Source organism: Caballeronia sp. SL2Y3, from assembly GCF_022879575.1.
Lineage (GTDB): Bacteria > Pseudomonadota > Gammaproteobacteria > Burkholderiales > Burkholderiaceae > Caballeronia.
In genome coordinates, this window is sequence record NZ_CP084260.1 from 599,241 (window position 1) to 620,993 (window position 21,753).

The 21,753-nt window shown below is 64.7% G+C and carries 20 protein-coding genes, 1 other RNA gene and 1 riboswitch; of the genes, 15 read left to right on the top strand and 6 right to left on the bottom strand.

The window, feature by feature from the left end; genetic code table 11:
* Positions 1-63: 63 nt before the first annotated feature.
* From LDZ26_RS02825 to LDZ26_RS02835, 3 genes are all read left to right on the top strand, one after another.
* Positions 64-1,605: a leucyl aminopeptidase gene (locus LDZ26_RS02825; RefSeq protein WP_244848070.1), complete on the top strand. Its 1,542-nt coding sequence runs from the start codon at positions 64-66 to the stop codon at positions 1,603-1,605.
* 7 nt (positions 1,606-1,612) lie between these two features.
* Positions 1,613-2,029 carry a DNA polymerase III subunit chi gene (locus tag LDZ26_RS02830; RefSeq protein ID WP_244848071.1) on the top strand — a complete coding sequence of 139 codons (417 nt, stop codon included), beginning with the start codon at positions 1,613-1,615 and terminating at the stop codon, positions 2,027-2,029.
* 71 nt (positions 2,030-2,100) lie between these two features.
* Positions 2,101-2,451, top strand: coding sequence for a DUF2486 family protein (locus LDZ26_RS02835; protein WP_175939681.1), 351 nt, complete (start codon positions 2,101-2,103; stop codon positions 2,449-2,451).
* Between the two features lie 79 nt (positions 2,452-2,530).
* On the opposite strand, the gene ilvD is transcribed toward LDZ26_RS02835, so the two are convergent.
* Entirely contained in the window at positions 2,531-4,204 is a 1,674-nt protein-coding gene (ilvD, locus tag LDZ26_RS02840) for a dihydroxy-acid dehydratase (protein WP_206467720.1), read from the bottom strand.
* A 106-nt stretch (positions 4,205-4,310) separates the two neighbouring features.
* On the opposite strand from ilvD, the gene LDZ26_RS02845 reads away from it, so the two are divergent.
* Positions 4,311-5,267 carry a LysR family transcriptional regulator gene (locus LDZ26_RS02845; protein ID WP_244848072.1) on the top strand — a complete coding sequence of 319 codons (957 nt, stop codon included), beginning with the start codon at positions 4,311-4,313 and terminating at the stop codon, positions 5,265-5,267.
* 36 nt (positions 5,268-5,303) lie between these two features.
* Positions 5,304-6,200, top strand: a complete 897-nt coding sequence (gene lgt, locus LDZ26_RS02850) for a prolipoprotein diacylglyceryl transferase (RefSeq protein WP_244848073.1) — start codon at positions 5,304-5,306, stop codon at positions 6,198-6,200.
* A gap of 54 nt (positions 6,201-6,254) precedes the next feature.
* On the opposite strand, the gene LDZ26_RS02855 is transcribed toward lgt, so the two are convergent.
* The 5 genes from LDZ26_RS02855 to LDZ26_RS02875 form a co-directional block, all read right to left on the bottom strand.
* Positions 6,255-6,980, bottom strand: a complete 726-nt coding sequence (locus tag LDZ26_RS02855) for an SIMPL domain-containing protein (protein WP_244848873.1) — start codon at positions 6,978-6,980, stop codon at positions 6,255-6,257.
* A gap of 79 nt (positions 6,981-7,059) precedes the next feature.
* Positions 7,060-7,518: an EVE domain-containing protein gene (locus LDZ26_RS02860; RefSeq protein ID WP_244848074.1), complete on the bottom strand. Its 459-nt coding sequence runs from the start codon at positions 7,516-7,518 to the stop codon at positions 7,060-7,062.
* 91 nt (positions 7,519-7,609) lie between these two features.
* Positions 7,610-7,792, bottom strand: a non-coding RNA gene (gene ssrS, locus LDZ26_RS02865) — 6S RNA.
* A gap of 118 nt (positions 7,793-7,910) precedes the next feature.
* The gene (locus LDZ26_RS02870) at positions 7,911-8,225 is read right to left on the bottom strand and encodes a cell division protein ZapA (RefSeq protein ID WP_175939686.1); all 315 of its coding nucleotides are present in this window, start codon (positions 8,223-8,225) and stop codon (positions 7,911-7,913) included.
* Positions 8,222-8,611 (bottom strand): ATPase, encoded by a 390-nt coding sequence (locus LDZ26_RS02875; RefSeq protein WP_244848075.1) that lies wholly within the window; start codon positions 8,609-8,611, stop codon positions 8,222-8,224. The genes LDZ26_RS02870 and LDZ26_RS02875 overlap by 4 nt, the downstream gene beginning before the upstream one ends.
* Positions 8,612-8,872: 261 nt before the next feature.
* Positions 8,873-9,168: riboswitch (cobalamin riboswitch) on the top strand.
* Positions 9,169-9,251: 83 nt separating this feature from the next.
* Between LDZ26_RS02875 and LDZ26_RS02880 the strand changes: the two genes are divergently transcribed.
* From LDZ26_RS02880 to LDZ26_RS02925, 10 genes are all read left to right on the top strand, one after another.
* A complete protein-coding gene (locus LDZ26_RS02880; protein WP_370650635.1) occupies positions 9,252-11,123 on the top strand; it encodes a TonB-dependent receptor domain-containing protein in 1,872 nt (623 codons plus the stop codon).
* A 35-nt stretch (positions 11,124-11,158) separates the two neighbouring features.
* Positions 11,159-12,157: a FecCD family ABC transporter permease gene (locus LDZ26_RS02885; RefSeq protein ID WP_370650659.1), complete on the top strand. Its 999-nt coding sequence runs from the start codon at positions 11,159-11,161 to the stop codon at positions 12,155-12,157.
* Positions 12,154-12,933: an ABC transporter ATP-binding protein gene (locus LDZ26_RS02890; protein ID WP_244848076.1), complete on the top strand. Its 780-nt coding sequence runs from the start codon at positions 12,154-12,156 to the stop codon at positions 12,931-12,933. Before LDZ26_RS02885 ends, LDZ26_RS02890 begins: the two co-directional genes overlap by 4 nt.
* Before the next feature lie 12 nt (positions 12,934-12,945).
* Complete coding sequence (gene cobT, locus LDZ26_RS02895; protein ID WP_244848077.1) at positions 12,946-13,998, top strand: nicotinate-nucleotide--dimethylbenzimidazole phosphoribosyltransferase; 1,053 nt, start codon at positions 12,946-12,948, stop codon at positions 13,996-13,998.
* 1 nt (position 13,999) lies between these two features.
* Positions 14,000-14,761 (top strand): adenosylcobinamide-GDP ribazoletransferase, encoded by a 762-nt coding sequence (locus tag LDZ26_RS02900; RefSeq protein ID WP_244848078.1) that lies wholly within the window; start codon positions 14,000-14,002, stop codon positions 14,759-14,761.
* Entirely contained in the window at positions 14,746-15,315 is a 570-nt protein-coding gene (cobC, locus tag LDZ26_RS02905; protein ID WP_244848079.1) for an alpha-ribazole phosphatase, read from the top strand. The genes LDZ26_RS02900 and cobC overlap by 16 nt, the downstream gene beginning before the upstream one ends.
* Positions 15,316-15,866: 551 nt before the next feature.
* A complete protein-coding gene (locus tag LDZ26_RS02910) occupies positions 15,867-17,933 on the top strand; it encodes a type VI secretion system Vgr family protein (RefSeq protein ID WP_244848080.1) in 2,067 nt (688 codons plus the stop codon).
* A complete protein-coding gene (locus LDZ26_RS02915) occupies positions 17,930-18,877 on the top strand; it encodes a DUF4123 domain-containing protein (protein ID WP_244848081.1) in 948 nt (315 codons plus the stop codon). Before LDZ26_RS02910 ends, LDZ26_RS02915 begins: the two co-directional genes overlap by 4 nt.
* Entirely contained in the window at positions 18,874-21,471 is a 2,598-nt protein-coding gene (locus LDZ26_RS02920; RefSeq protein ID WP_244848082.1) for a T6SS effector BTH_I2691 family protein, read from the top strand. Before LDZ26_RS02915 ends, LDZ26_RS02920 begins: the two co-directional genes overlap by 4 nt.
* Positions 21,431-21,742, top strand: a complete 312-nt coding sequence (locus tag LDZ26_RS02925) for a PAAR domain-containing protein (RefSeq protein ID WP_244848083.1) — start codon at positions 21,431-21,433, stop codon at positions 21,740-21,742. Before LDZ26_RS02920 ends, LDZ26_RS02925 begins: the two co-directional genes overlap by 41 nt.
* The last annotated feature ends 11 nt before the right edge of the window (positions 21,743-21,753 follow it).

The window sequence follows — 21,753 nt, forward strand, 5'->3', positions numbered from 1 at the left end:
GTAAAAATAGCGGATAATTGCGGCTTTCATCCTTCAGCCTGGATTTTACCGAGGATAAGCGCGATGGACTTTAGCATAAAAGCCTGTGATTGGAGCAAAGGCGAGTCAAATGGTTTCCTGACCGGAAAGGCCGATGTCGTGGTGCTCGGCGTCTTCGAAGCACAGACGCTCTCGGGCGCGGCCCTCGCCTTGGATCTCGCGACGAAGGGCTTGATTTCGCGCATCGTGAAGGCAGGCGACATGAACGGCCGCGCGGGCACCACGCTGCTCGTGCCGGAAGTCACGGGCATCGGCGCGGCGCGCGTGCTGCTCGTCGGCCTCGGCAAGCAGGACGCCTTCAATCAGAAAGCGTATGGCGAAGCCGTGCGCGCGGCGTGGCGCGTCATTCTCGGCACGAAGATCGCGCAAGTCACGTTCACGCTCGCGCAACTGCCCATTCAAGAGCGCAGCGGCGACTGGGCGGTGCGCGCGGCCATCCTCGCGCTGCGCGAGCTGACCTACAAGTTCACGCAGATGAAGAGCAAGCCCGAAAACGGCGCGCGCTCGCTGAAAAAGGTCGTCTTCAGCATCGACCCGGCGGACGAGAAAGCCGGCCGCACGGCGATCAAGCAGAGCGTCGCGATTGCGAACGGCATGGATCTGACGCGCGATCTCGGCAATCTGCCGCCGAACGTGTGCACGCCGACCTATCTCGGCCAGACCGCGAAGCAGCTCGGCCGCGACTGGAAGCTGAAAGTAGACGTGCTCGGCCTCAAGCAGATCGAGGCGCTCAACATGGGCTCGTTCCTTTCCGTGGCGAAGGGTTCGGTGCAGCCGCCGCAGTTCATCGTCATGCAGTACCAGGGCGCGGGCGCGGCTTCGGGCGAATCGGGCAAGGGCAAGAACAAGAACGCGCCGATCGTGCTCGTGGGCAAGGGCATCACGTTCGATTCGGGCGGCATCTCGATCAAGCCCGGCGAGGCGATGGACGAGATGAAGTACGACATGTGCGGCGCGGGCTCGGTGTTCGGCACCCTGCGCGCGGTCGCGGAAATGGGCCTGAAGCTGAACGTGATCGGCATTGTGCCGACGTGCGAGAACATGCCTGCGGGCAACGCGCTGAAACCGGGCGACATCGTGACCGCGATGAACGGCACGACCATCGAAGTGCTGAACACGGACGCCGAAGGCCGCCTCATTCTGTGCGACGCGCTCACTTACGCGGAGCGCTTCAAGCCGGCTGCGGTCGTCGACATCGCCACGCTGACCGGCGCGTGCATCATCGCGCTCGGCCATCACAACACGGGCCTGTTCTCGAAAGACGACGCGCTCGCGGGCGAACTGCTCGACGCATCGCGCGAGGCGGTCGATCCGGCGTGGCGTCTGCCGCTCGACGAGGAGTATCAGGATCAGCTCAAGTCGAATTTCGCGGATGTCGCGAACATCGGCGGGCGTCCGGCGGGCAGCGTGACGGCGGCGTGCTTCCTGTCGCGCTTCGCGCAGAACTATCCGTGGGCGCATCTCGATATCGCCGGGACCGCGTGGAAGAGCGGGGCGGCGAAAGGCGCGACGGGCCGTCCGGTGCCGCTCCTCTCGCAGTTCCTGATCGACCGCGCGGGGCAGTGATCGCGCCATGACGCGCATCGACTTTCACACGAACGTCGGCGATCCGCTTGCCTATGCCTGCCGCCTCGCGCGCAAGGCGTATGCGAGCGGGCGCTCGCTCGTCGTGCTCGCGGAACCTGCGCGCCTCGCCGCGTTCGACGAACAGTTGTGGACCTTCGCGCCGCTCGAGTTCGTGCCGCACTGCATGGCGAAGAGCGCGCTCGCGCAGGAAACGCCGGTGGTGCTCGCCGCCGACCTCGACGACGTGCCGCATCATCAGGTGCTCGTGAATCTGGGCGCGCCGGTGCCCGCGCAGTTCGCGCGCTTCGAGCGTCTGGTGGAAATCATCGGCGACGACGCCGACGAGCTCGCGGCAGGGCGCGAGCGCTTTCGCTTCTATCGCGATCGCGGCTACGCCATCGAAACGCACAAGCAAGGCGGTTGAGCGAACAGTGGGCAAGCCCCGCGCCGCGTTAGCATCGGCGCGTGGAGACCACTGAGAGACCATCCGACATCATGACCGACAACACGCACACGCCCGAATCTTTCGATTCGTCCATTCCCGTTCTCACCGATGTCGTCGTGCCCGGCAAGCCGGAATTCGCGCGCGCCGCGGGCGTCAACGACGCGGCGGCCGCCTACGAGGCGCAACGCGTCGGCGAGCGGCTGCAAGGCCGTGTCACGCAGTTTTTGAGCGGCGATGCCCGCGCGATCATCGAGGCGCGTTGCCAGGACGTGCTGCGCGAGCATTCGGCGAAGATGGTGCAGGAGATCACGCGCGAAGTGTCGCTGGCGCTCGAAAGCAAGATGCGCGAGTGGGTGGCCGTGGCGGTCGAGGAAGAGTTGCAGCGGCAGCGGGGCGGTTGAGTCTCGCGTTGCCGGGAATGACGAAAGGGGCGCATCGAGCGCCCCTTTTGCTTGCATCAACGAAGACTGTCGATCAGCGTCAGCCTGTCACCGCTCCGCGATTCGCCGGCAGCGCCAGCGCCGCGAATTTCGCCAGCACGCCGCGCGTGTACTTCGGCGCGGGCTTCTTCCAGGCGGCGCGGCGGCGCGCGATTTCCGCGTCGTCCACGTTCAGTTGAAGCAGCAGCTTGTGCGCGTCGATGGTGATGGAGTCGCCTTCCTGCACCAGCCCGATCGTGCCGCCCGCGTACGCTTCCGGCGCGACGTGGCCGACCACCATGCCCCACGTGCCGCCGGAGAAACGCCCGTCGGTGATGAGCCCGACCGATTCGCCCAGCCCCTTGCCGATGATCGCCGATGTCGGCGCAAGCATTTCCGGCATGCCCGGGCCGCCCTGCGGGCCGAGATAGCGCAGCACGACGACATCGCCTGCCTTGATCTTGTCGGCGAGAATCGCTTCCATTGCGGTCTGCTCGTCGTCGAACACGCGCGCCGGACCGGTGATGACCGGGTTCTTGAGCCCCGTGATCTTCGCGACCGCGCCGTCTTCCGCGAGATTGCCGCGCAAAATGGCGAGGTGGCCTTCCTTATAAAGCGCCTGCTCGATCGGGTAGATCACCTTCTGATCCGCGCGCGGCTTGCTCGGCACGTCCTTCAGTTCTTCGGCGAGCGTGCGGCCCGTGATCGTGATGCAGTCGCCGTGCATGAGACCCGCGTCGAGCAGGATCTTCATCACTTGCGGGATGCCGCCGGCCTTGTGCAGGTCCGTCGCGACATACTGGCCCGAGGGCTTCAGATCGCAGATAACCGGCACTTTCTTGCGCATGCGCTCGAAGTCGTCGATGCTCCATTCCACTTCCGCCGCGTGCGCAATGGCGAGGTAGTGCAGCACGGCGTTGGTCGAGCCGCCCGTCGCCATGATGAGCGCGACCGCGTTCTCGATCGACTTCTTCGTGATGATGTCGCGCGGCTTCAGGTCCTTCTTCACGGCTTCGACGAGCACGCGCGCCGATTCGGCGGCGGAGTCCACTTTCTCGTCGTCGGGGTTCGCCATCGTCGACGAATACAAGAGCGACATGCCGAGCGCCTCGAACGACGAGCTCATGGTGTTGGCCGTGTACATGCCGCCGCACGAGCCGGTGGACGGGCACGCGTTCTTCTCGACGCCCTTGAAGTCTTCTTCCGACATGCGGCCAGCCGTGAACTCGCCGACCGCCTCGAACGACGACACGATGGTCAGGTCCTTGCCCTTCCAGTTGCCCGGACGAATGGTGCCGCCGTACACGTAGATGCCCGGCACGTTCATGCGCGCCAAGCCGATCATGCCGCCCGGCATGTTCTTGTCGCAGCCGCCGATCACCACGACGCCGTCCATCCACTGGCCCTGCACGGCCGTCTCGATACAGTCCGCGATCACCTCTCGCGACACCAGCGAGTACTTCATGCCTTCCGTGCCCATCGACATGCCGTCGGAGATCGTCGGCGTGCCGAACACTTGCGGATTCGCGTTCGACTGCTTGATCGCCGCGATGGCGGCATCGGCGAGGCGCTGCAGGCCGGCGTTGCACGGCGTGATCGTCGAGTGGCCGTTGGCGACGCCGATCATCGGATTGTCGAAATCCTCTTCCTTGTAGCCAAGGGCGTAGTACATCGAACGATTGGGCGAACGCGCGACGCCCTGCGTTACGTTTTTCGAGCGGCGATTGAAGGCCATGTTGGGGCTCCTTGAAGATTCTTTTGTCTAGTGGCGCAAGAATGCAGCGTCGGCTTGTATCTGTCCAATATATTATTCAGGGTCTATTAGGTCGGAGAAGATATTGATGGACGAGCGAAACGCGCCGATCGAACTGCGTTTGCTGCGCTATTTCGTGACGGTGGCGGAAGAGATGCATTTCGGCCGCGCCGCCGCGCGCCTCGCGATGACGCAGCCGCCGCTTTCGCAGGCCATTCGCGCGCTCGAAGACGCGCTCGGCGTCGCGCTCTTCGCGCGCACCAAGCGCACGGTCGAATTGACGCCGGTCGGCAAGGATCTGCTGCCGGAAGTGCGGCGCATACTCGCCGCCGCCGATGCGCTGCGTCCGCTCGCACAGTCGCTTTCGCGCGGCGAGGCGGGCGTGCTGTCGCTCGCGTTCGTGTCCACCGCCGACTACGGCCTCTTGCCCGCGCTGCTGCGCGATTTCGGCGCGCGCTATCCCGGCGTGCGGCTGCAGCTGACCGAAGCGACGAGCGACGTGCAGATCGAAGAACTCGTCGCCGGGCGCGTGGACGCGGGGCTCGTCATTCCGCCGCTGCCGCCGCGCCACGCGATGTCGCTGTCGTATCTCGCCATTGCCCGCGAGCCGCTCGTCGTCGCGATGTCCGCGGACGCCGCCGAGCAATTGCAGCAGGGTACGGCCGAATGGGCCGACACGAGCGTCGATCTGCGCGATCTCGCAACGGCGCCGCTTGTCGTGTTTCCGAGGCGTCTCGCGCCGGGTTTGTATGACATCATTATGGGCTGCTACGGCGCGGCGGGACTCACGCCGCGCATCGGGCAGGAGGCGATCCAGATGCAGACCATCGTGAGCCTTGTGTCCGCCGGCATGGGCGTCGCGCTCGTGCCGCAGTCGCTGCGGCATTTGCGGCGCACGGGCGTGGTGTATCGTCCGCTGCGGCCGGTGGCGGATGCGCCGGTCGTCGAAACCGGACTCGTGTGGCGCGCGGCCGAGGTGAGTCCGGTGCTCGCCGGCTTCATCGAGATCGTGCGCGCGCGGGCCGCCGCCGTCTCTGCTTTATGATTCGTGCCTGACTTCGCTTGGCTCAAGAACTCTACGATGCTCATTCACCCCAATTTCGATCCCGTCGCGATTCACCTTGGACCGCTCGCCGTGCGCTGGTACGGCCTCATGTATCTGGTCGCGTTCATTTCGGCCATCGTCATCGGACGGCTGCGGCTGCGCCTGCCGTACGTCGCCGCGCAAGGCTGGAGCGCGAAGGATATCGACGACATGCTGTTCTACGGCGTGCTCGGCACGATTCTCGGCGGGCGCATCGGCTATGTGCTGTTCTACAAGGCGAGCTATTACGCCGCGCATCCGCTCGACATCTTCAAGGTGTGGGAAGGCGGCATGTCGTTTCACGGCGGCTTCCTCGGCGTGACCTTCGCGATGGTGCTGTTCGCGTACCAGCGCAAACGCACGTGGCTGCAAGTGACCGATTTCGTCGCGCCGATGGTGCCGCTCGGCCTCGCGGCGGGGCGTCTCGGCAACTTCATCAACGGCGAACTATGGGGCCGCGTGACCGACCCTGCCGCAGCCTGGGCGATGCTGTTCCAGAACTCGACGAACGACGACGCCATCTGGCTCGCGAAGAATCCGCAGCTCGACGCCAAGTGGCATCTGACGGAGATCTTCCAGCGTTATCACATGCTGCCGCGCCATCCGTCGCAGTTGTATGAGATCGCACTCGAAGGCATCGTGCTGTTCATCGTGATCTGGACGTTCTCGCGCAAGCCGCGTCCGGTCGGCGCCATCTCCGCGCTCTTTCTGATCGGCTATGGACTCGCGCGCTTCACGGTGGAATTCGCCCGCGAACCGGACGACTATCTCGGCCTGCTCGCGCTGGGCCTCTCGATGGGCCAGTGGCTGTCGCTGCCGATGATCGTCGCGGGCGTCATCATGTTGGTGTGGGCGTACAAGCGGCATCGTCGCGTGGCGGCGAACGCGGCGTGATCTCGCGCGGGGCCGCGCTTGCGGTCCCGCTTGGGTTAGCTTGAGCTCGCTCGATCAGCGGCCCATCTGCACCGAGCCGGACACATCGACGGTCACGGTCGTGGTGCCGGCTTCGAGCGCCATCGGCGCGGCCATCTTGGCGTCGGCGCCCATGGCGCGCGACTGCATCATCATCACCGGGCGCGGCGCCACGCCGCTATGCCCGACGTTCACCTCGCGAATCGAATAGCTGCTGTAGCCGAACGCCTGCGAGGCGGCTTGCGCCTGCTTGCGGAACGAATCGATGGCCTGCGTCGAGAGCTTCTGCTCCGCGGCGCGCTGCGCTTCCGGCGACAGCGAGAACGTGACGTTGCCGACCTGCATCGACGAACTCATCTTGCCCGCGAGCTTCGAGGCCGCCGCGAAGTCGTGCGATTCGAGCACGACCTCCGTGCGCCCGCGCCACGCGGAAATCTTGCCGTCGCGGTCGGTCGACGGATACACGGTGAACGAGCCGCTCTTCGCGGTCACGCCATCCACACCCTTCGCTTCGCGCAGTGCGGCTTCGGCGCGCTGATTGAGCGTCGCGGTGAGCGATGACGGATCGGCGGCTTCCTGCTCGTAAAAGAGCGTGATGGTGACGACATCCTGCGGCACTTGCGCGCTCGCCTGCGCCGAGAGCGAGAGCACGCCCGCGGGCTGCGGATTGGCGATGACCGTCTGCGCGGCGGCCGAGGCGGAATAGGCGAGAGTGGCGCCCGACATCGCGAGGGCGAGGGCGGCGGCGGTTTTCTTGTTCATCATCGAAGGGCTCCAACGCAAGGCGTCGCGTGATTCGCGACCGCACTTAGGCGTCGGCCTGCAGCCCTTAGTTCCTGCTCTAGACGAGGCGTTCGGTAATAAAGCGCCACTCGTCCTCGGTGACAGGCGTGATCGACAGCCGGTTGCCGCGCGCGAGCACTTGCATGCCGGCGAGCTCCGCGTGCTCACGAAGTTCGGCGAGCGCAATGAGCCGCGTCTTCTTCACGAATCTCACATCCACGAGCATCCAGCGCGGCGTGTCCTGCTTGGACTTGGGATCGTAGTAGGCGCTTTCGGGATCGAACTGCGTGGGATCGGGATGCGCCGTCGAGCAGACCTTCGCGATTCCCGCGATACCGGGCTCGGGGCAACTCGAATGGTAGAAGAGCACGCCGTCGCCGATCTTCATCTGGTCGCGCATGAAGTTGCGCGCCTGATAGTTGCGCACGCCGGTCCACGGCAGCGTCTTCTTGGGCGCGTGCGCGAGATGATCGATGCTCGCTTCGTCCGGTTCGGACTTCATCAGCCAGTAGCGCATGATTTCGGCGTGAAGGAGTGTGCGTGCGGTTTTGGGCGATGCAAATGAAAACGGCACCGGTAAGAACCGATGCCGTTCGTGCTTCGTAAATAAGGTCCCCGCCTCAGCCGCTAGGCCGGCATCCTGAACCTGGGTTCAAGATTGGTCGCGGTAAGCAACACTTCGGGTACATCAGACAGAGTGACGCGCGCGCCCGTGCTGCAACGTTCCGCAACCGTGCCAATGTAGCATTGGTTCAAGGAATATATGACCTTGGCGTACCAGGCAGGGAGACCTCACTGTACACCAAACGTTTGGTCCTTGCAGCGTTTGCCCGCGTTTCTCGCGGTATCTTTTTTTGATGGATATCGCGACGCTGATTAGGTCAGCGCATGACCGTCAGTGCGCTTCGCTCAGTGCGCTTCATATTGCGCAATGACAGCGCCGAGCTGCTCGTTCATCGAATGCATGGTGCGGCGGATTTCCTCGGCCGGGAACGCTTCGCCGTGGCGCACGCTTTCCTGCAGCTTGAGCAATTCGGACGCCAACGAAAGCGCGGCCATTACCGCGATGCGGTCCGTGCCGCGCACGCTGCTTGCGTTGCGGACCTTGTTCATTTCGGCATCGACGCGGGCCACGGCTTCGCGCAGAGCGGCTTCGGTTTCCGGCGAGCACGCGAGGCGATACTGCTGGCCGAGAATGGATACTTCGATCTGCGTGGTCGTCATGCCTTCTCTCCTTGATGATGCTCGCCGTGCACTTCTTCCGCGTGCGCATGTTCGTGCTGCGCTTCGCGCGACGCGCTGGCTTCGGCGTTCAGAAGATCGAGCTGATTGTCGCTCTCGGCATGATGCGCTTTGCCGCGCGGCAGCTTTTCGAGGATCGCGTTGAGGCGCACTTGCGCGTCGTCGATCTTCGCGGACAGCGAATCCCGTTCGCCTTGCAGCGCGTCGCGCTCCTGGCGAACCTGCGCGAGTTCGGCCTGAACGCTGGCGTAATCGGCGCGCAGCTGTTCCATTTGTGCTTCGAGCGCGAGACGCGCCTGATTGTGGCGCTCGCTGATCTTGATCAGCCGGCCGATGTTCCCTGACAGTGATTCGAGTTCGTTGAGCATGTGCTGCGTCCTCTAAAGACCTGGCATTTTAGCGCGGTTCAAAGGCGCTTCCGATAATTGTCTCGTTTCGAGACGTAACAACACGCGATCTTGCGCGCATCGCCGCGTATTCATGTGTGGAATGTCCGCGCGTGACGCACCCGGATGCGCGGCTGACGATGCTCGCTCGTCGCTTGCTCGTCGCTTGCTCGTCGCTTGCTCGTTGTCCAGACCTCGCGGTGAGGCGCCGCGCGCCTTCTTGACGGCCCCCATGCGCGCTCCTACACTTGCCGCACTTTTGGTGCTCGCGCCGCCTTTCTTGCGGCGCAGTCAAACGGGAAACAGGAAGCGTCGTCTCGCCTCGCGCGGCTCGCCAACCTGTGCTGCCCCCGCAACGGTAAGCGACCGCAACGCAAGTTGCAAGTCGTCCCTCGCGCGTTTCTCCGTGTTGCTCCGTGGTCGTTTGCCATTGGAGACGCGACTGCAAGAAACGTGTCGGCGCCACTGCGCTTCGAAGCGCGGGAAGGCGGGACGATGCGTCGCCAGCCCGGATACCGGCCAATCGTCCAGCGCGCCGATGCTTCGCAAGACGGCGCGTGCGTCGCGCACAGACCTCGCGGGGAGCGGGGCACGCGCCAGTCTCCAACGGGAACGCATCCACATGGTCTTGCCTTCGTCCGGCCTCATTCGTCGCGCGGCGCGCGTCGTGATGTGCGCCGCCGCGAGTGCGCCGCTTGTCCAGGCCGCGCACGCCGATTCCGATTCTCCGTCGCAGACACTCGCGCCCGTCGTCGTCACGGCGACGCGCGGCGCGCAACCGCTCGCCGATTCCATCCCGCAGGCGACGCTCTTCGACGCGCAAGACATCGCCGACAGCAATGCGGACGATGTGCTCGGACTCATCGCGCTCGCGCCCGGCGTGCAGATCACGCGCAACGGCGGGCCCGGCGCGACCTCGGGCGTCTTCATACGCGGCGCGTCGTCGACGCAATCGCTCGTGCTGATCGACGGCGTGCGCGTCGAATCCGTCTCTCTGGGCGCGGCGCAGTTGTCGCAATTGATGCTCGATCAGACCGGCCGCGTCGAAGTGGTCAATGGCAATGTGTCGGCGCTGTATGGATCGAACGCGATCGGCGGCGTCGTGCAGATTTTCACGAAGGAGGGCGAAGCACATCCGCCGCGCTTTCACTTCGAAGCCGAATACGGCAGCTATCACACGCAACGGCAATCGGCGGGCGTCGACGGCGCGCTCGATGCCGAGGGCCGCACCACGTTCAGCCTGAACGTGTCGCGCGAGAAGACCGACGGCTTTTCGTCGATCGATCCCGCGCGCGCGCCCGGCGCGAATCCGAACGCGAACGGTTATCTGAACGAAAGCGTCGCCGCGACGCTGCGCCACAAGTTCAGCGACAAGTGGGACGCGGGCGTGCGCTTCCTGCAATCGAACGGCGTGAACAGCTTCGACGATCCCTACGGCGTGCCGACCGATCTCAACGAATCGCATGATCGCGTGCGCTCGGCGTCGGTGTTCGCGAACGGCAAGCTCACCGACAACTGGACGACGCACTTCACCGTCGCGCAGGGGCAAGACCGCGCGAACATCGAGAAGAACGGCGTCTATACGAGCCGCTTCGACTCGGAGAATCATCAGTATCTGTGGCAGAACGACTTTCGGCTCACAGACGCGCACAAGCTCGTGTTCGGCTACGAGCACCTCGACCAGTCGCTCGATTCGGACCAGTTCAGCGCGCCCGACCGGCATGTGAACTCCGTTTTCGCGGGCTATGTCGGCCGCTTCGGTCCGAGCGAAGTGCAGGCCAACGTGCGCCGCGACCAGTATTCCGACTTCGGCGGCGCGAACAGCTACTATCTGGGCTACGCGTACAACTTCGATTCGCACTGGCGCGCGAGCGCGAGCTACGCGGCGTCGTTTCGCGCGCCGAGCTTCGACGATCTCTACTATCCGTTCAGCGGCAATCCGTCGATACAGCCGGAGCGCAGCCATTCGGCCGAGGCCGCGTTGCAGTACGCATCGGACAAGATCGGCGTGATGCGCGTGACGGCATTCGAGACGCGCTATTCGAATCTGATCGACTACGTGGGCGACAGCAGCGGCTTCTATACCGCGCAGAACGTGGGGCGCGCGAAGGTGCAGGGCGTCGAGGGATCGTGGGCGGGACACGTGGGCGCAACGGACGTGCGCGCGAGCGTGACGTTCCAGAATCCCGTCGACGAGACGAATCACGAAGAGTTGACGCGTCGCGCGCGGCGCTTCGCGTCGCTGTCGGCGCATCGGTCGATCGGGCGCTGGCGCGTGGGCGGCGAGTGGATCGTGAGCGGCGCGCGCAGCGATTACGATTCGACGCTCGCGGGCTACGGCGTCGTCAATCTGTCCGCGCAATACGACATCACGAAGTCGTGGTACGTGAATGCGCGCATCGACAACCTGTTCGACCGCAACTATGAACTGGCTTACTCGTACAACACGCCGCGTCGCGGCGCTTACGTCACGATCGGCTGGCATCCGTCGTGAGCCACGCCGCTGACGCGCGCCGTCCGATGAAGGCGATGCACGCAGGCCGCGCCGCCGCGATCTGGCTCGCGTTGGGCGCGGCGGTCGTCGTCGTGCTGGCGGCGTCGCTCGCGCTCGGAAGCGTCGCGCTGCCGCCGACGCGCGCCATCGCCGCGCTGCTGCACGCGCACGCGGCCACGCCCGATATCGCCGATGAAATCGTGCTGAACCTGCGATTGCCGCGCGCGCTCGCGGGCTTCGCATCGGGCGCGCTGCTCGCGCTCGCCGGGGCGCTGCTGCAAGTGCTGCTGCGCAATCCGCTCGCTGAACCGTACGTGCTCGGCGTGTCCGGCGGCGCGGCGGCGTTCGCTCTTTCCGCGATGCTCGCGTCGATGCCGTGGTGGGGCGTCGATCTCGCCGCGTGCGCGGGCGCGCTCGCATCCATCGTGCTGGTGCTCGGACTTGCGCGCACGCACATGTGGCACGGCGAACAGGACGCATCGCCACGGCTCTTGCTCACGGGCGTCGTGGTCGCGGCGGGCTGGGGCGCGCTCATCACGCTGATACTCAGCGTGGCGCCCGAGAACCGGCTGCGCGGCATGGTCTTCTGGCTGACCGGCGACCTCAACGGCGCATCGACGCCGTGGCCCGCGATGATCGCGCTCGGCGTGGCGCTCGCGTTGATCGTGCCGTGCGCGCCGCAGTTGAACGTGCTGTTGCGCGGCGAAGCCACCGCGCGTTCGCTCGGCGTGCCGGTGGAACGCGTGCGGCTGCGCGTGTATCTGGTGGCATCGCTCGCGGCGGCGGCAGCGGTGACTACGGCGGGGACCATCGGCTTCGTCGGGCTCGTGGTGCCGCATCTGCTGCGGCTCGCGTTCGGCAACGACCAGCGCATGCTCGTGCCCGCCGCCGCGCTCGCGGGCGGCCTCGCCGTGATGAGCGCGGACCTCGCCGCGCGGACGGTCATCGCGCCGGCGCAGTTGCCGGTGGGCGTCGTCACGGCGCTGATCGGCGTGCCCATGTTCCTGTGGATGCTGCTGCGAAGGCCGCGATGAAGCCGCTCTCTGTCGATAACCTCGCCTTGCGCGCGGGCGCCCGAACGCTCGTCGATGGCCTTTCTGCGACCATCGCGGCGGGCGAAGTGTGGTGTATCGCCGGGCCGAACGGCGCGGGCAAGACCACGCTCATCGGCGTGCTCGCGGGAATCGCGAAGCCGGCGTCGGGCGCGATCACGCTCGGCGGCCGCGCGCTTGCGTCGTGGCGCGCGGCGGACCTCGCCCGGGAACGCGCGCTGATGCCGCAAAGCACGCACGACGCCTTCAGCGCAACCGTGCTCGACACCGTGCTGCTCAACCGCTTTCCGTATCTGACGGGCTGGGGCTGGGAAAGCGAAGACGACCGCGCCGCCGCGCATGCCGCGCTCGCGGCGCTCGGTCTCGCAGACCTGGCTTCGCGCGACGTGCTCACGCTCTCGGGCGGCGAAAGGCAGCGCGTGGCGCTTGCCGCCGCGCTATGCCAGCAAGCGCCGCTCTTGCTGCTCGACGAACCGCTCGCGCATCTGGACCTGCATCATCAGATCGACTGCCTGCATGCGCTCGCCGCCGCCGCGCGCGACGAGGGACGCGCGATCGTCTTTTCGTGCCATGACCTGAATCTTGCGCGCCGCTTCGCCACGCACGCGCTCTTGCTCGACGGCAAGGGCGGCGCGCATGTCGGTCCCGTCGCCGACGTGCTGACGCCCGCGCGCGCGAGCGCGGCGTTCGGCTATCCGCTGGTCCTGATCCGCGATGGCGAGCACGAAGCGCTCGTGCCTTCGCTTCACCCTTTCTGACGAGGAACGCCGATGTCCACTGCTCACGCGCTGCCGAAGCCTTGCCCGCTCGACCGCAGCATCGAACCGGAGCTGCGCCGCATCATCGACATGAAGACGAAGCCGCCCGGCAGCCTCGGCCGGCTCGAAACGCTCGCGCTGCAAATGGGTTTGATCCAGCAGACGACGAAGCCGCGCATCGAGCGTCCCGCGATGATCGTGTTCGCGGGCGATCACGGCATCGCGGCCGAAGGCGTGAGTCCGTATCCGCAGGAAGTGACGGCGCAGATGGTCGCGAATTTCCTGGCGGGCGGCGCGGCGATCAACGCGTTGTCGCGCTCGGTCGGCATGGCGCTCGAAGTGGTCGATGCGGGCGTGGCGACGCCCATTCCGGTCGATCACGGCTACGAGCGGCTGTCGCTCGGTCTCGGCACGCGCAACTTCGCGCGGCAAGCGGCGATGTCGCGCGAGACGGCGCTCGAAGGCATCGCGCGGGGCGCGTCGCGTGTGCGCCATCACGCGTCGCTCGGGACGAACGTGATCGGCTTCGGCGAAATGGGCATCGCGAACACGTCGGCGGCGGCGTGTCTGATGAGCCGCTTGTGCGCGCTGCCTATCGACGAATGCGTCGGCCGCGGCACGGGTCTCGACGATCGCGGCCTCGCGCATAAACGCGATGTGCTCGGGCGCGCGCTCGCATCGCATGCGGCGAGCGGCAACGCGATCGACACGCTCGCCACGTTCGGCGGCTTCGAAATAGCGATGATGACGGGCGCGTATCTCGCGGCGGCAGAAGCGCGCATGACCATTCTCGTCGACGGCTTCATCGCGACGTCCGCGCTGCTCGTCGCGTCGCGGATCGCGCCGGACGTGCGCGAGTACTGCGTGTTCGCGCATGCATCGAACGAAGCGGGGCATCAGCGCATGCTCGCGCATCTGGACGCCGCGCCGCTCTTGCAACTCGACATGCGTCTCGGCGAAGGCACGGGCGCGGCGCTCGCGCTGCCTATCTTGCGCGCGGCCGTGGCTTTCGTCGACGAAATGGCGAGCTTCGATGCAGCGGGCGTCTCGAACAAACAAGCCTGACATGAACCGGCCGCTCGACGAACTGCGCTATTTCTTCACGGCGCTCGGCTATTTCACGCGCGTGCCGGTGCCGCGCTGGGTCGGCTTCGAGCGCGACTATCTGAACGCGGCGGCGCGGTACTTTCCGCTCGTCGGCGCGATGGTCGGCGGCGTCGCGGCGCTCGTGTATCTCGCCGCGCTGCGCGTGTTTCCCGCAGGCATCGCGGTGCTGCTTTCGATGGCCGCGACGCTTCTGCTCACCGGCGCATTTCACGAAGACGGACTTGCCGATTGCGCCGATGCCTTCGGCGGCGGCTACACGCGCGACGACGTGCTGCGCATCATGCACGATTCGCGCATCGGCGCATTCGGGGCGATCGCGCTCGTCATCGCGCTCGCGCTGAAGTGGCAAAGCCTCGCGGCGTTGCCGCCGATTCGTGCAGTAGTCCTGATGATTGCCGCGCACGCCGCGAGCCGCGCGTTCGCGATCAGCTATCTCGTCACGCTCGATTACGTGCGCGCCGAAGGCAAGGCGAAGCCGGTCGCGCAGCGCATGAGCGCGATGTCCTTCGCGATCGCGATGCTCTTCGGCTTGCCGTGGCTCTTTTGCTTCGGCTGGACGTTCGCCTGCGTCGCGATGGCCGTGCTCGCGTTGCTGCGCGTGGTCGTCGGGCGCTACTTCGTGCGGCGCATCGGTGGTTATACGGGCGATTGCCTCGGCTGCGCGCAGCAGATTTTCGAAATCGCGATCTATCTCGTCGGGCTCGCATGGACCTCGTATTGATACGTCACCCGGCTGTGGCCGTCGATGAAGGCGTCTGCTACGGCCAAAGCGATGTGCCGCTTGCCCGCGATGCGCGAGCTTCGGCGCATGAGATCGACGCGCGCATGCGTTCGCTCGATGTTCCCGCTTGCGTCGATGGATGGCACACGAGTCCTTTGCGCCGATGCGCTTTGCTGGCCGAGGCGCTCGGCGCGGTTCGCATCGACGCGCGGCTCTCCGAACTGCATTTCGGCGCATGGGAAGGCCGCGCCTGGAACGATATCGACCGCGCGCTCATCGACGCGTGGGCCGCCGATATCGAGCACGCGCGTCCGCACGGCGGCGAGAGTCTCGCGCAGTTCGGCGAGCGCGTGACGGGATGGTTCGATGACACGTGCGCGAACGCGTCGAATGCGGTGCATGTCGTCGCGCATGCGGGCGTCGTGCGGGTGCTCGCGGCGCATTTGCTGCGCGTGGATCGGGCGAGCGTGCTGCAATGGCCGCTCGCGTTTGGCGGGATCGTGCAGCTTCGGCGGTTCGGTACGGGGTGGGGGCTTGTGCGGTGGAATGCGTAGGGCATTAGCGGGCGCAAGTCCGTCGGCGTTCGATACCGAACGCGTCATGCCTGGCGGTTCCTTGGCTGCCAGCGCGTGTCTCTGACGCACGCTTGAGTGCTGACGAGGTCGTGTCAAGCCGTACGCGACGTTCGCGCGGCTTGACGGGTCGACGCGAGCGCACGGCCGCCGTTCGGTCGCCCGGCCGCGCCTCGAAGGATTCGGGACCGCAGCTTCTCCGACCGCGCTTACAGCGCCAGGCATGGACGACCAACACCTACCTAACTCCGTCTGCGGTTCACACCGGATGCGGTTGCGCGCCCCAGGGCGCTTCTTCGGTCCCGCTTAGATCACGTCGAAATCTCATCGAACAGATTGCCGACCAGCAAGTTTCAAAGCTTCAAGGCTGCGCGCTGACTCATTGATATCAAAATAAGGGACGCATTCGGAGTTTTCTTGTATCGAAAACTTGCCCATTGAGGATACTCGCATACGGACGTCTCTTCTGACGTGTGCGCCGCATCTTACGACTTACTCGCTTCGCACGAGGCCTTTCGGGGAACTCATTATTCATGCCGCGTCAATCCGACTTGCGCTTCACTTTCGGGACCGCGAGCGGCCTCACGCTCGATGTTCGCAGCTTTGACTTAGTGGAAGGGCTTTCCGAGCCCTTTGAGCTTGATCTGGAGCTTGCTAGCCACGATCCTGCCGTCGACTTCGGTGATGTGCTCGACCAAGGCGCGCTGCTGACCATCTGGCGCGATGATGTGCCAGTGCGCTACGTCCACGGCATCGTCAGCGCCTTCGAGCAAGGCGAGACGGGATTTCGACGCACGGTGTATCACGCGACGGTGACGCCGGCCTTGGCCCGGGCTGACTTGCGCAGCGACTGGCGCGTGTTCCAGCAGAAGAGCATTCCGCAGATTCTGCAGACGCTGATGACCGAGCAAGGCATCACCGACTACGAACAGATGGCGTTTAGCACGCATTTGCCCCGTGAGTATTGTGTGCAGGCAGGGGAGTCGACACTCGAATGGGTGCAGCGCATTGGCGCGGAGGAAGGCTTCTACTATGCCTTTCAGTTCTCCGCGAACGGCCACCGCCTGATCCACGGCGACAAGCTCATCGTGCATGGCGCGATCGCGGGCGGGCCGGTCTCCTATAACCCGAATCCCGGCGGCGATGCGCCCGAGCCGGGCTTACGCAGCTTCCGCTACGCCGAACGCGTACGGACGGCCCGTCAGGCGCAACGCGACTACACGTTCAAGAATCCGCGCTACGGCCAGCAGCACAGCCAGGACGGGGCCAATGTCGACCACCAGGGTCGGGATTACGAACGCTACGGCTACCCCGGACGCTACAAGGAAGATGCGGCCGGTGTTCCCTTCACGCAGACGCGCCTCTTGGCGCTGCGGCGCGATGCGCAGATTGCGATCGCCGAGGGCGACGACGCGCGCCTTGTGCCGGGCTTGCGCTTCGATCTCGTCGACCATCCGCGCGAGGAATGGAATCGCGGCTGGCGGCCCGTGCGCATCATGCATCGCGGCACCCAGCACGTGAGCCAGCAAGAGGAATCTGCGGATGCTCAGCAAGGCACGCACTACGGCTACACCGCCGAGCTGGTGCCCGACGATGTCGAATGGAAAGCGCCGCTGCCACCTAAGCCGCGTATCGACGGGCCGCTGATCGCGACCGTCACCGGTCCTGCGGGTGAGGAGATTTATTGCGACGAGTTCGGCCGCGTGAAGATTTGCTTTCCGTGGCAGCGCAACGACCCGCCCGATGAGCAAAGCTCCTGCTGGGTGCGCGTGGCGCAGAACTGGGCGGGTGCGACCTGGGGCCACATGGCGATTCCCCGCATCGGTCAGGAAGTGATCGTGGCATTTCTGGACGGCGACCCGGACCAGCCGATCATCATCGGGCGCACGTATCACGCGGAGAACTTGCCGCCCTATGAGCTGCCGCGTCACAAGACGCGCATGACCATCAAGAGCCAGACGCACAAGGGCGATGGCTTCAACGAGCTGCGCTTTGAGGACGAGAAGGATCAGGAGGAAATCTACGTTCACGCGCAGAAGGATCAGAACATCCACGTCAATCATGACGAGACGATCTTCGTCGGTAACGACCGCAGCGAGAATGTCGAGCGTGATGAAACCATCGGCATCGGGCACGACCGTAGCGAGACGGTGGGCAACGACGAAGAGGTGAGCGTCGGTCATAACCGTACTCACCGGGTCGGCCAGGACGCCACACTCATGATCGAGCGCAACCACACGCTCACCATCGGCAAGAATCGTGTCGAAACAATAGGAAATGATCGCACCGATAAGATTACTGCCAACCACACCACCGAGGTGGGAGGCCACGTCGAACAAACCGTGCAGGGGCATCACAAACTCAGCGTCGGGCAAAGCATCGAACGCCAGACGCAGATGTACCAGTTGCAGGCCAGCGACCGCGCGGTCATTCAAGGGCCAGGTGGCACGATAACGATCGACGGCAGTGGCATCACGATCAAGGGGCCTCAGATCCGCCTTGAGGGCGCCGTCACGGTGAGCACCGGATCGGGCAACGGCCTCTCGTTCAATGGCTCGGTGATGGAAGGCGCGGCCGATTGCGTGGAGAAGAACCGATGAGCGTGGACACTGTTCTGAACTTCGCGCGCGACACCCGGCCGGCCGATCAATATCTTTATCTCTTGCTCGATCCCCTGTCCGCGTGCGATGAGGCGAATCCTCTCCACATCAATTCGCTCGCCAAACGTCTGGGCGACGCTGCCGTTCAGCGCGTGCCGCGTCCCGACCTTTCTCACGCCTCGGAAGCGTTCCCGGTTTTGATTACGTTGGCCGAGCCTGAGGATCGACCCGATGAGGAACTACTGACCCGTTCGCATGCCTACGCAGCGGACGATCGAGGCTACCGCAAGCCGTACGTCTGCGGATGGCTGACTAGCCGCTTACCGCCCGAGGCGCTGGCGGCGCACCTCGTGTCGTTCTGCCAGTTTTCTTCACAACCCGACATGGAGGAGTTCTTCCCGGTCTTTGAGCCGCTCCGACTCGAACTGCTGGCGTCCGCGGCGCGCAGCGAATTCGCCAGTCGCCTCAGTCCAATTTCGCATTGGCTGTGTCCTACCAGTTGGGGCGACTTCGCGGTGCTCACTGAAAGTCGCGACACCCCCGCAACACCTTTGCCTGCCCTTGCGTTCGACGTTCAGCGCGAGGCGCCGTTGGTCGCTGCCGTACTCGCGGCGTGGAAGCGTTCGACAGTCGCGCCAATGGACTATGCGCCGCATCGCTGGCGCTCTCCTGTCAGCATGCTTCCGCCGCAGGCAGCGGCCCATGCGTATCGCCTGATTCGCGATGCACGGAAGTTCGGCTTGCGTGATAGCCACGACATCATCATGTTGGCGCTTGTGCGGGTGTCCGTGCATCCTCACGTCCCGTACGACCCGGGCGTCCAGGCCGACATCAAGCGAGCAGCTCGCGGCGAGTCCAGCCTAAGCGTCCTCTTAGAACAGTATGACGATCGCGCGTGGATGCGCATCGTCGCGTCACTGCCCCCAGCGAAGGAATACTCATGAGCACGAGCCGAGCGCTCAGCGCCGCTGGCGCGGAAACCAGTCCGGTCACACCGGGACATTGCAACGCATGTCAGCGCAAGGGCTTGCCCATCTTGCCGCTGCGCGAAGCCGTGTTGCCGGCCACCCAATCACTAGCCAAGCACGGGACGCTCAGTAATCCGAACACGCAAATGGGTGCGCGCGTGCTGCGCGAAGGCTATGTGTACGTGCTCCTCGACCAGAACCACTGGCAGGCCTATCAGGTCACGCCCGAAGGGTATCTACGGAGCTTCAACCCTTACGAGATGCCGCGCGCCAAGGCGCCGCCGCTTTCGAAGGATTGCATCACTGCCGGGCATGATCTGCGTGCCGCGTTCCTGAACATAGACACCAGCAGGTACAAGGAAGCGTGGATTGCGTTTTCGCAGGACCCTTGGGCTATGGCAGTGCTCGACGCCTACAAAACTGGGAAGACCATCAAGACCGACGGCAATGGCACACGCTTCGCCGTCCCGCTTCGTAGCGACTGGCGCAGTCGTTTTACCGTCGTCGATCTGACCATTTTGAAGACCGATCCCGCGAAAGCTCAGGCGCTCGCGCTGGAACACGCTCATCCGCTCGTGGGCCAGGTTGCTGAATACTCAAGCGTCATGAGCGATTTCGGCAGCGTACACGGCTGGTACTCGCGCCAGTCTCGCACGCAGGCCATGCGCGATTTTCTGCACATCATGGAGAAGCAGTACCAACTGCCCAATGGCGTCGCGGGCATCGTCCTGCCCGACCCGGCAGGAACGATTCACGAACTCAACAACCTGCGTCTTGCCGAACGCACGCAAAAGCAGCGCTGGGCGGAAGAGCCGACGATTCGCTACAAATACCTTACCTCGCAATGTCTGCTCGGCATCAAGGCACTGGAAGCTTCGCGCGCACGCGATGACGCCGCAGCCGAAGCCAAGGCGAATGCGGCTCGGGTGGAAGCCTGGAACAACAATCCATTTCTTTCCGCCAAGGCTGGCATGCCTCCCGTCGACGTCGCGCGGCAGACCGACCAGCTCGCAGCCAGCAAGACAAAAAGCCGTCACGCCCGCCTGGAGGATCGTTACGATGAAAAGACACGCAAGGACTTTCAGGATCAGTACGACAAGGCTTCAGCGGATTCCCAGAAACGTATCGATGCGTATGCCAAGGATTGGGCCGAGGCCGTGGTCAAGGCAGACTGGAGCCGCATCGTCGAACTGGATTACGTAGACACCGAATCTCGGTGCTGGGCATCCCGTCTGAGCATGGTGTCGGATTGCCTGCTGGGCGGCGTGACCGATGGGCCGCCTCCGCCGGCCAAACCCGGTGCAAAGCCGACACCTGAAGTGTTGGGTCCGAGCGGTAAGGCCTGGCAGCAGTTGCTCAGCGATCCGAAGAGTGCTGCTTACGTGGCCCTCCAAGGCCAGCGCACGCAGTTGCTCGCCGCGCTGACCCCGCTGTTCAACGCAGCGAATATGGCCAACGATGCGGGCAAGAAGTATTACGACAGCGTGAAAGGTGTCGCCGGCAGCAAGGGAGTCGCCGACTTGCGCGAGCACCTCACCGCCGAGGCTGCGGATCGTCTGCTGGCCGCCATGCACGACGCCGTCAACCGCCTGGACAAGCAACTGAGCGATGGCACCAAGTTGGCCCTGAACGGACTCCACCAAGGAGCTAACTGGCTCTACGGAGGTTTCCAGCTGACACAGGTCAAGATACAGCTCACCGTAGGCGAGTGCTTCGATATCCTCTCCGAAAATCTGCGCGGCTCGGTCGATTCCACCAAAGCTGCCGGACGGCGCGTGCGGGCGATGGTCTTCGCTGGCCTGATTGCCATCCCAAATCCTGCTGTGCGCAAGACACTGATCGAGGTGACACTGTGGGTACAGGGTAGCGCGGAACAGGCAAAGCAACGGCTAATGTCGGCGGGCGGTGGGCTGAAAGCTAATACGGGCGAGGTGTTACGCGAAGTAGCCGCGGGCTTGAAGAACCTGGAGCCGGAGGTCGCCAAAGCGCTGCGCGGCATCAAGATCGCCGGACAGGCCGCGCGTGATTTCGCCAGTGGCAGCTTCAGAAGCTTGAAGAATTTGTCCATTAACGGTGTGGACGGCGGCTTGTCGATGATCAGCCTGTACTTCCTGCAAGACTCGCTGAAGAACAGTCTTGCGGATTTGGATGCGAAAGTGGGCGCGCGTCATCCGGAGGCCGTGGCGTCGTTTTATGGCGCGTCGATCGGGATGATGGGTGGCGGCGCGGAGATCGCAGGGCAGGCAATTAAGATTCCGGCCAAGGCGATACAGGCGTTCATTCAGCGCGCGGGGACGGAGGTCACGCCCACGTTATCGAAGGTGATCGGGCTGGGTGAGGTGCTGGTGAAGGCGGGTGGGGTGTTCGCGGCGGTGGGGGGAGTGGCCGATGCGGCGACGAGTTTCGCTGGGGCGGTGCGGGTGGTGAACCGCGCAATGCTAACGATGTTGCGCCGTACAACCTCGCCCTGCGTCTGGCACCGAAGGTCGAGTGGCCCGAAGCGATGGATATCGAATCGCGGACTGCGCCATGAGAAAGGTTTATTCGTCGAAGATCAACAAGGAAGGTAAATCAATGTCAGGCGGTGCAATTCGTTTAGGCGACAGACATTCGGGCGGCGGCGTCATGGTGGAAGCCAGCGGCTTCCCCGTGAACGACATCCGACAGTGCGTGTTGGGCGACATGGCGATCTGTCCCAAGCACGACGGCAAGTTTCCCCTCGTTTCTGGCGGCGATGCCTCAGCCGCCATCGACGGTCGACCGCTGGTGTTCGAGCCCGCCGCGCTCGAGTGCGGCTGTTCGATCTGCTCGTCTTGCGCGGATGGCTATGCACGCGTCTGATAGCGATTTGA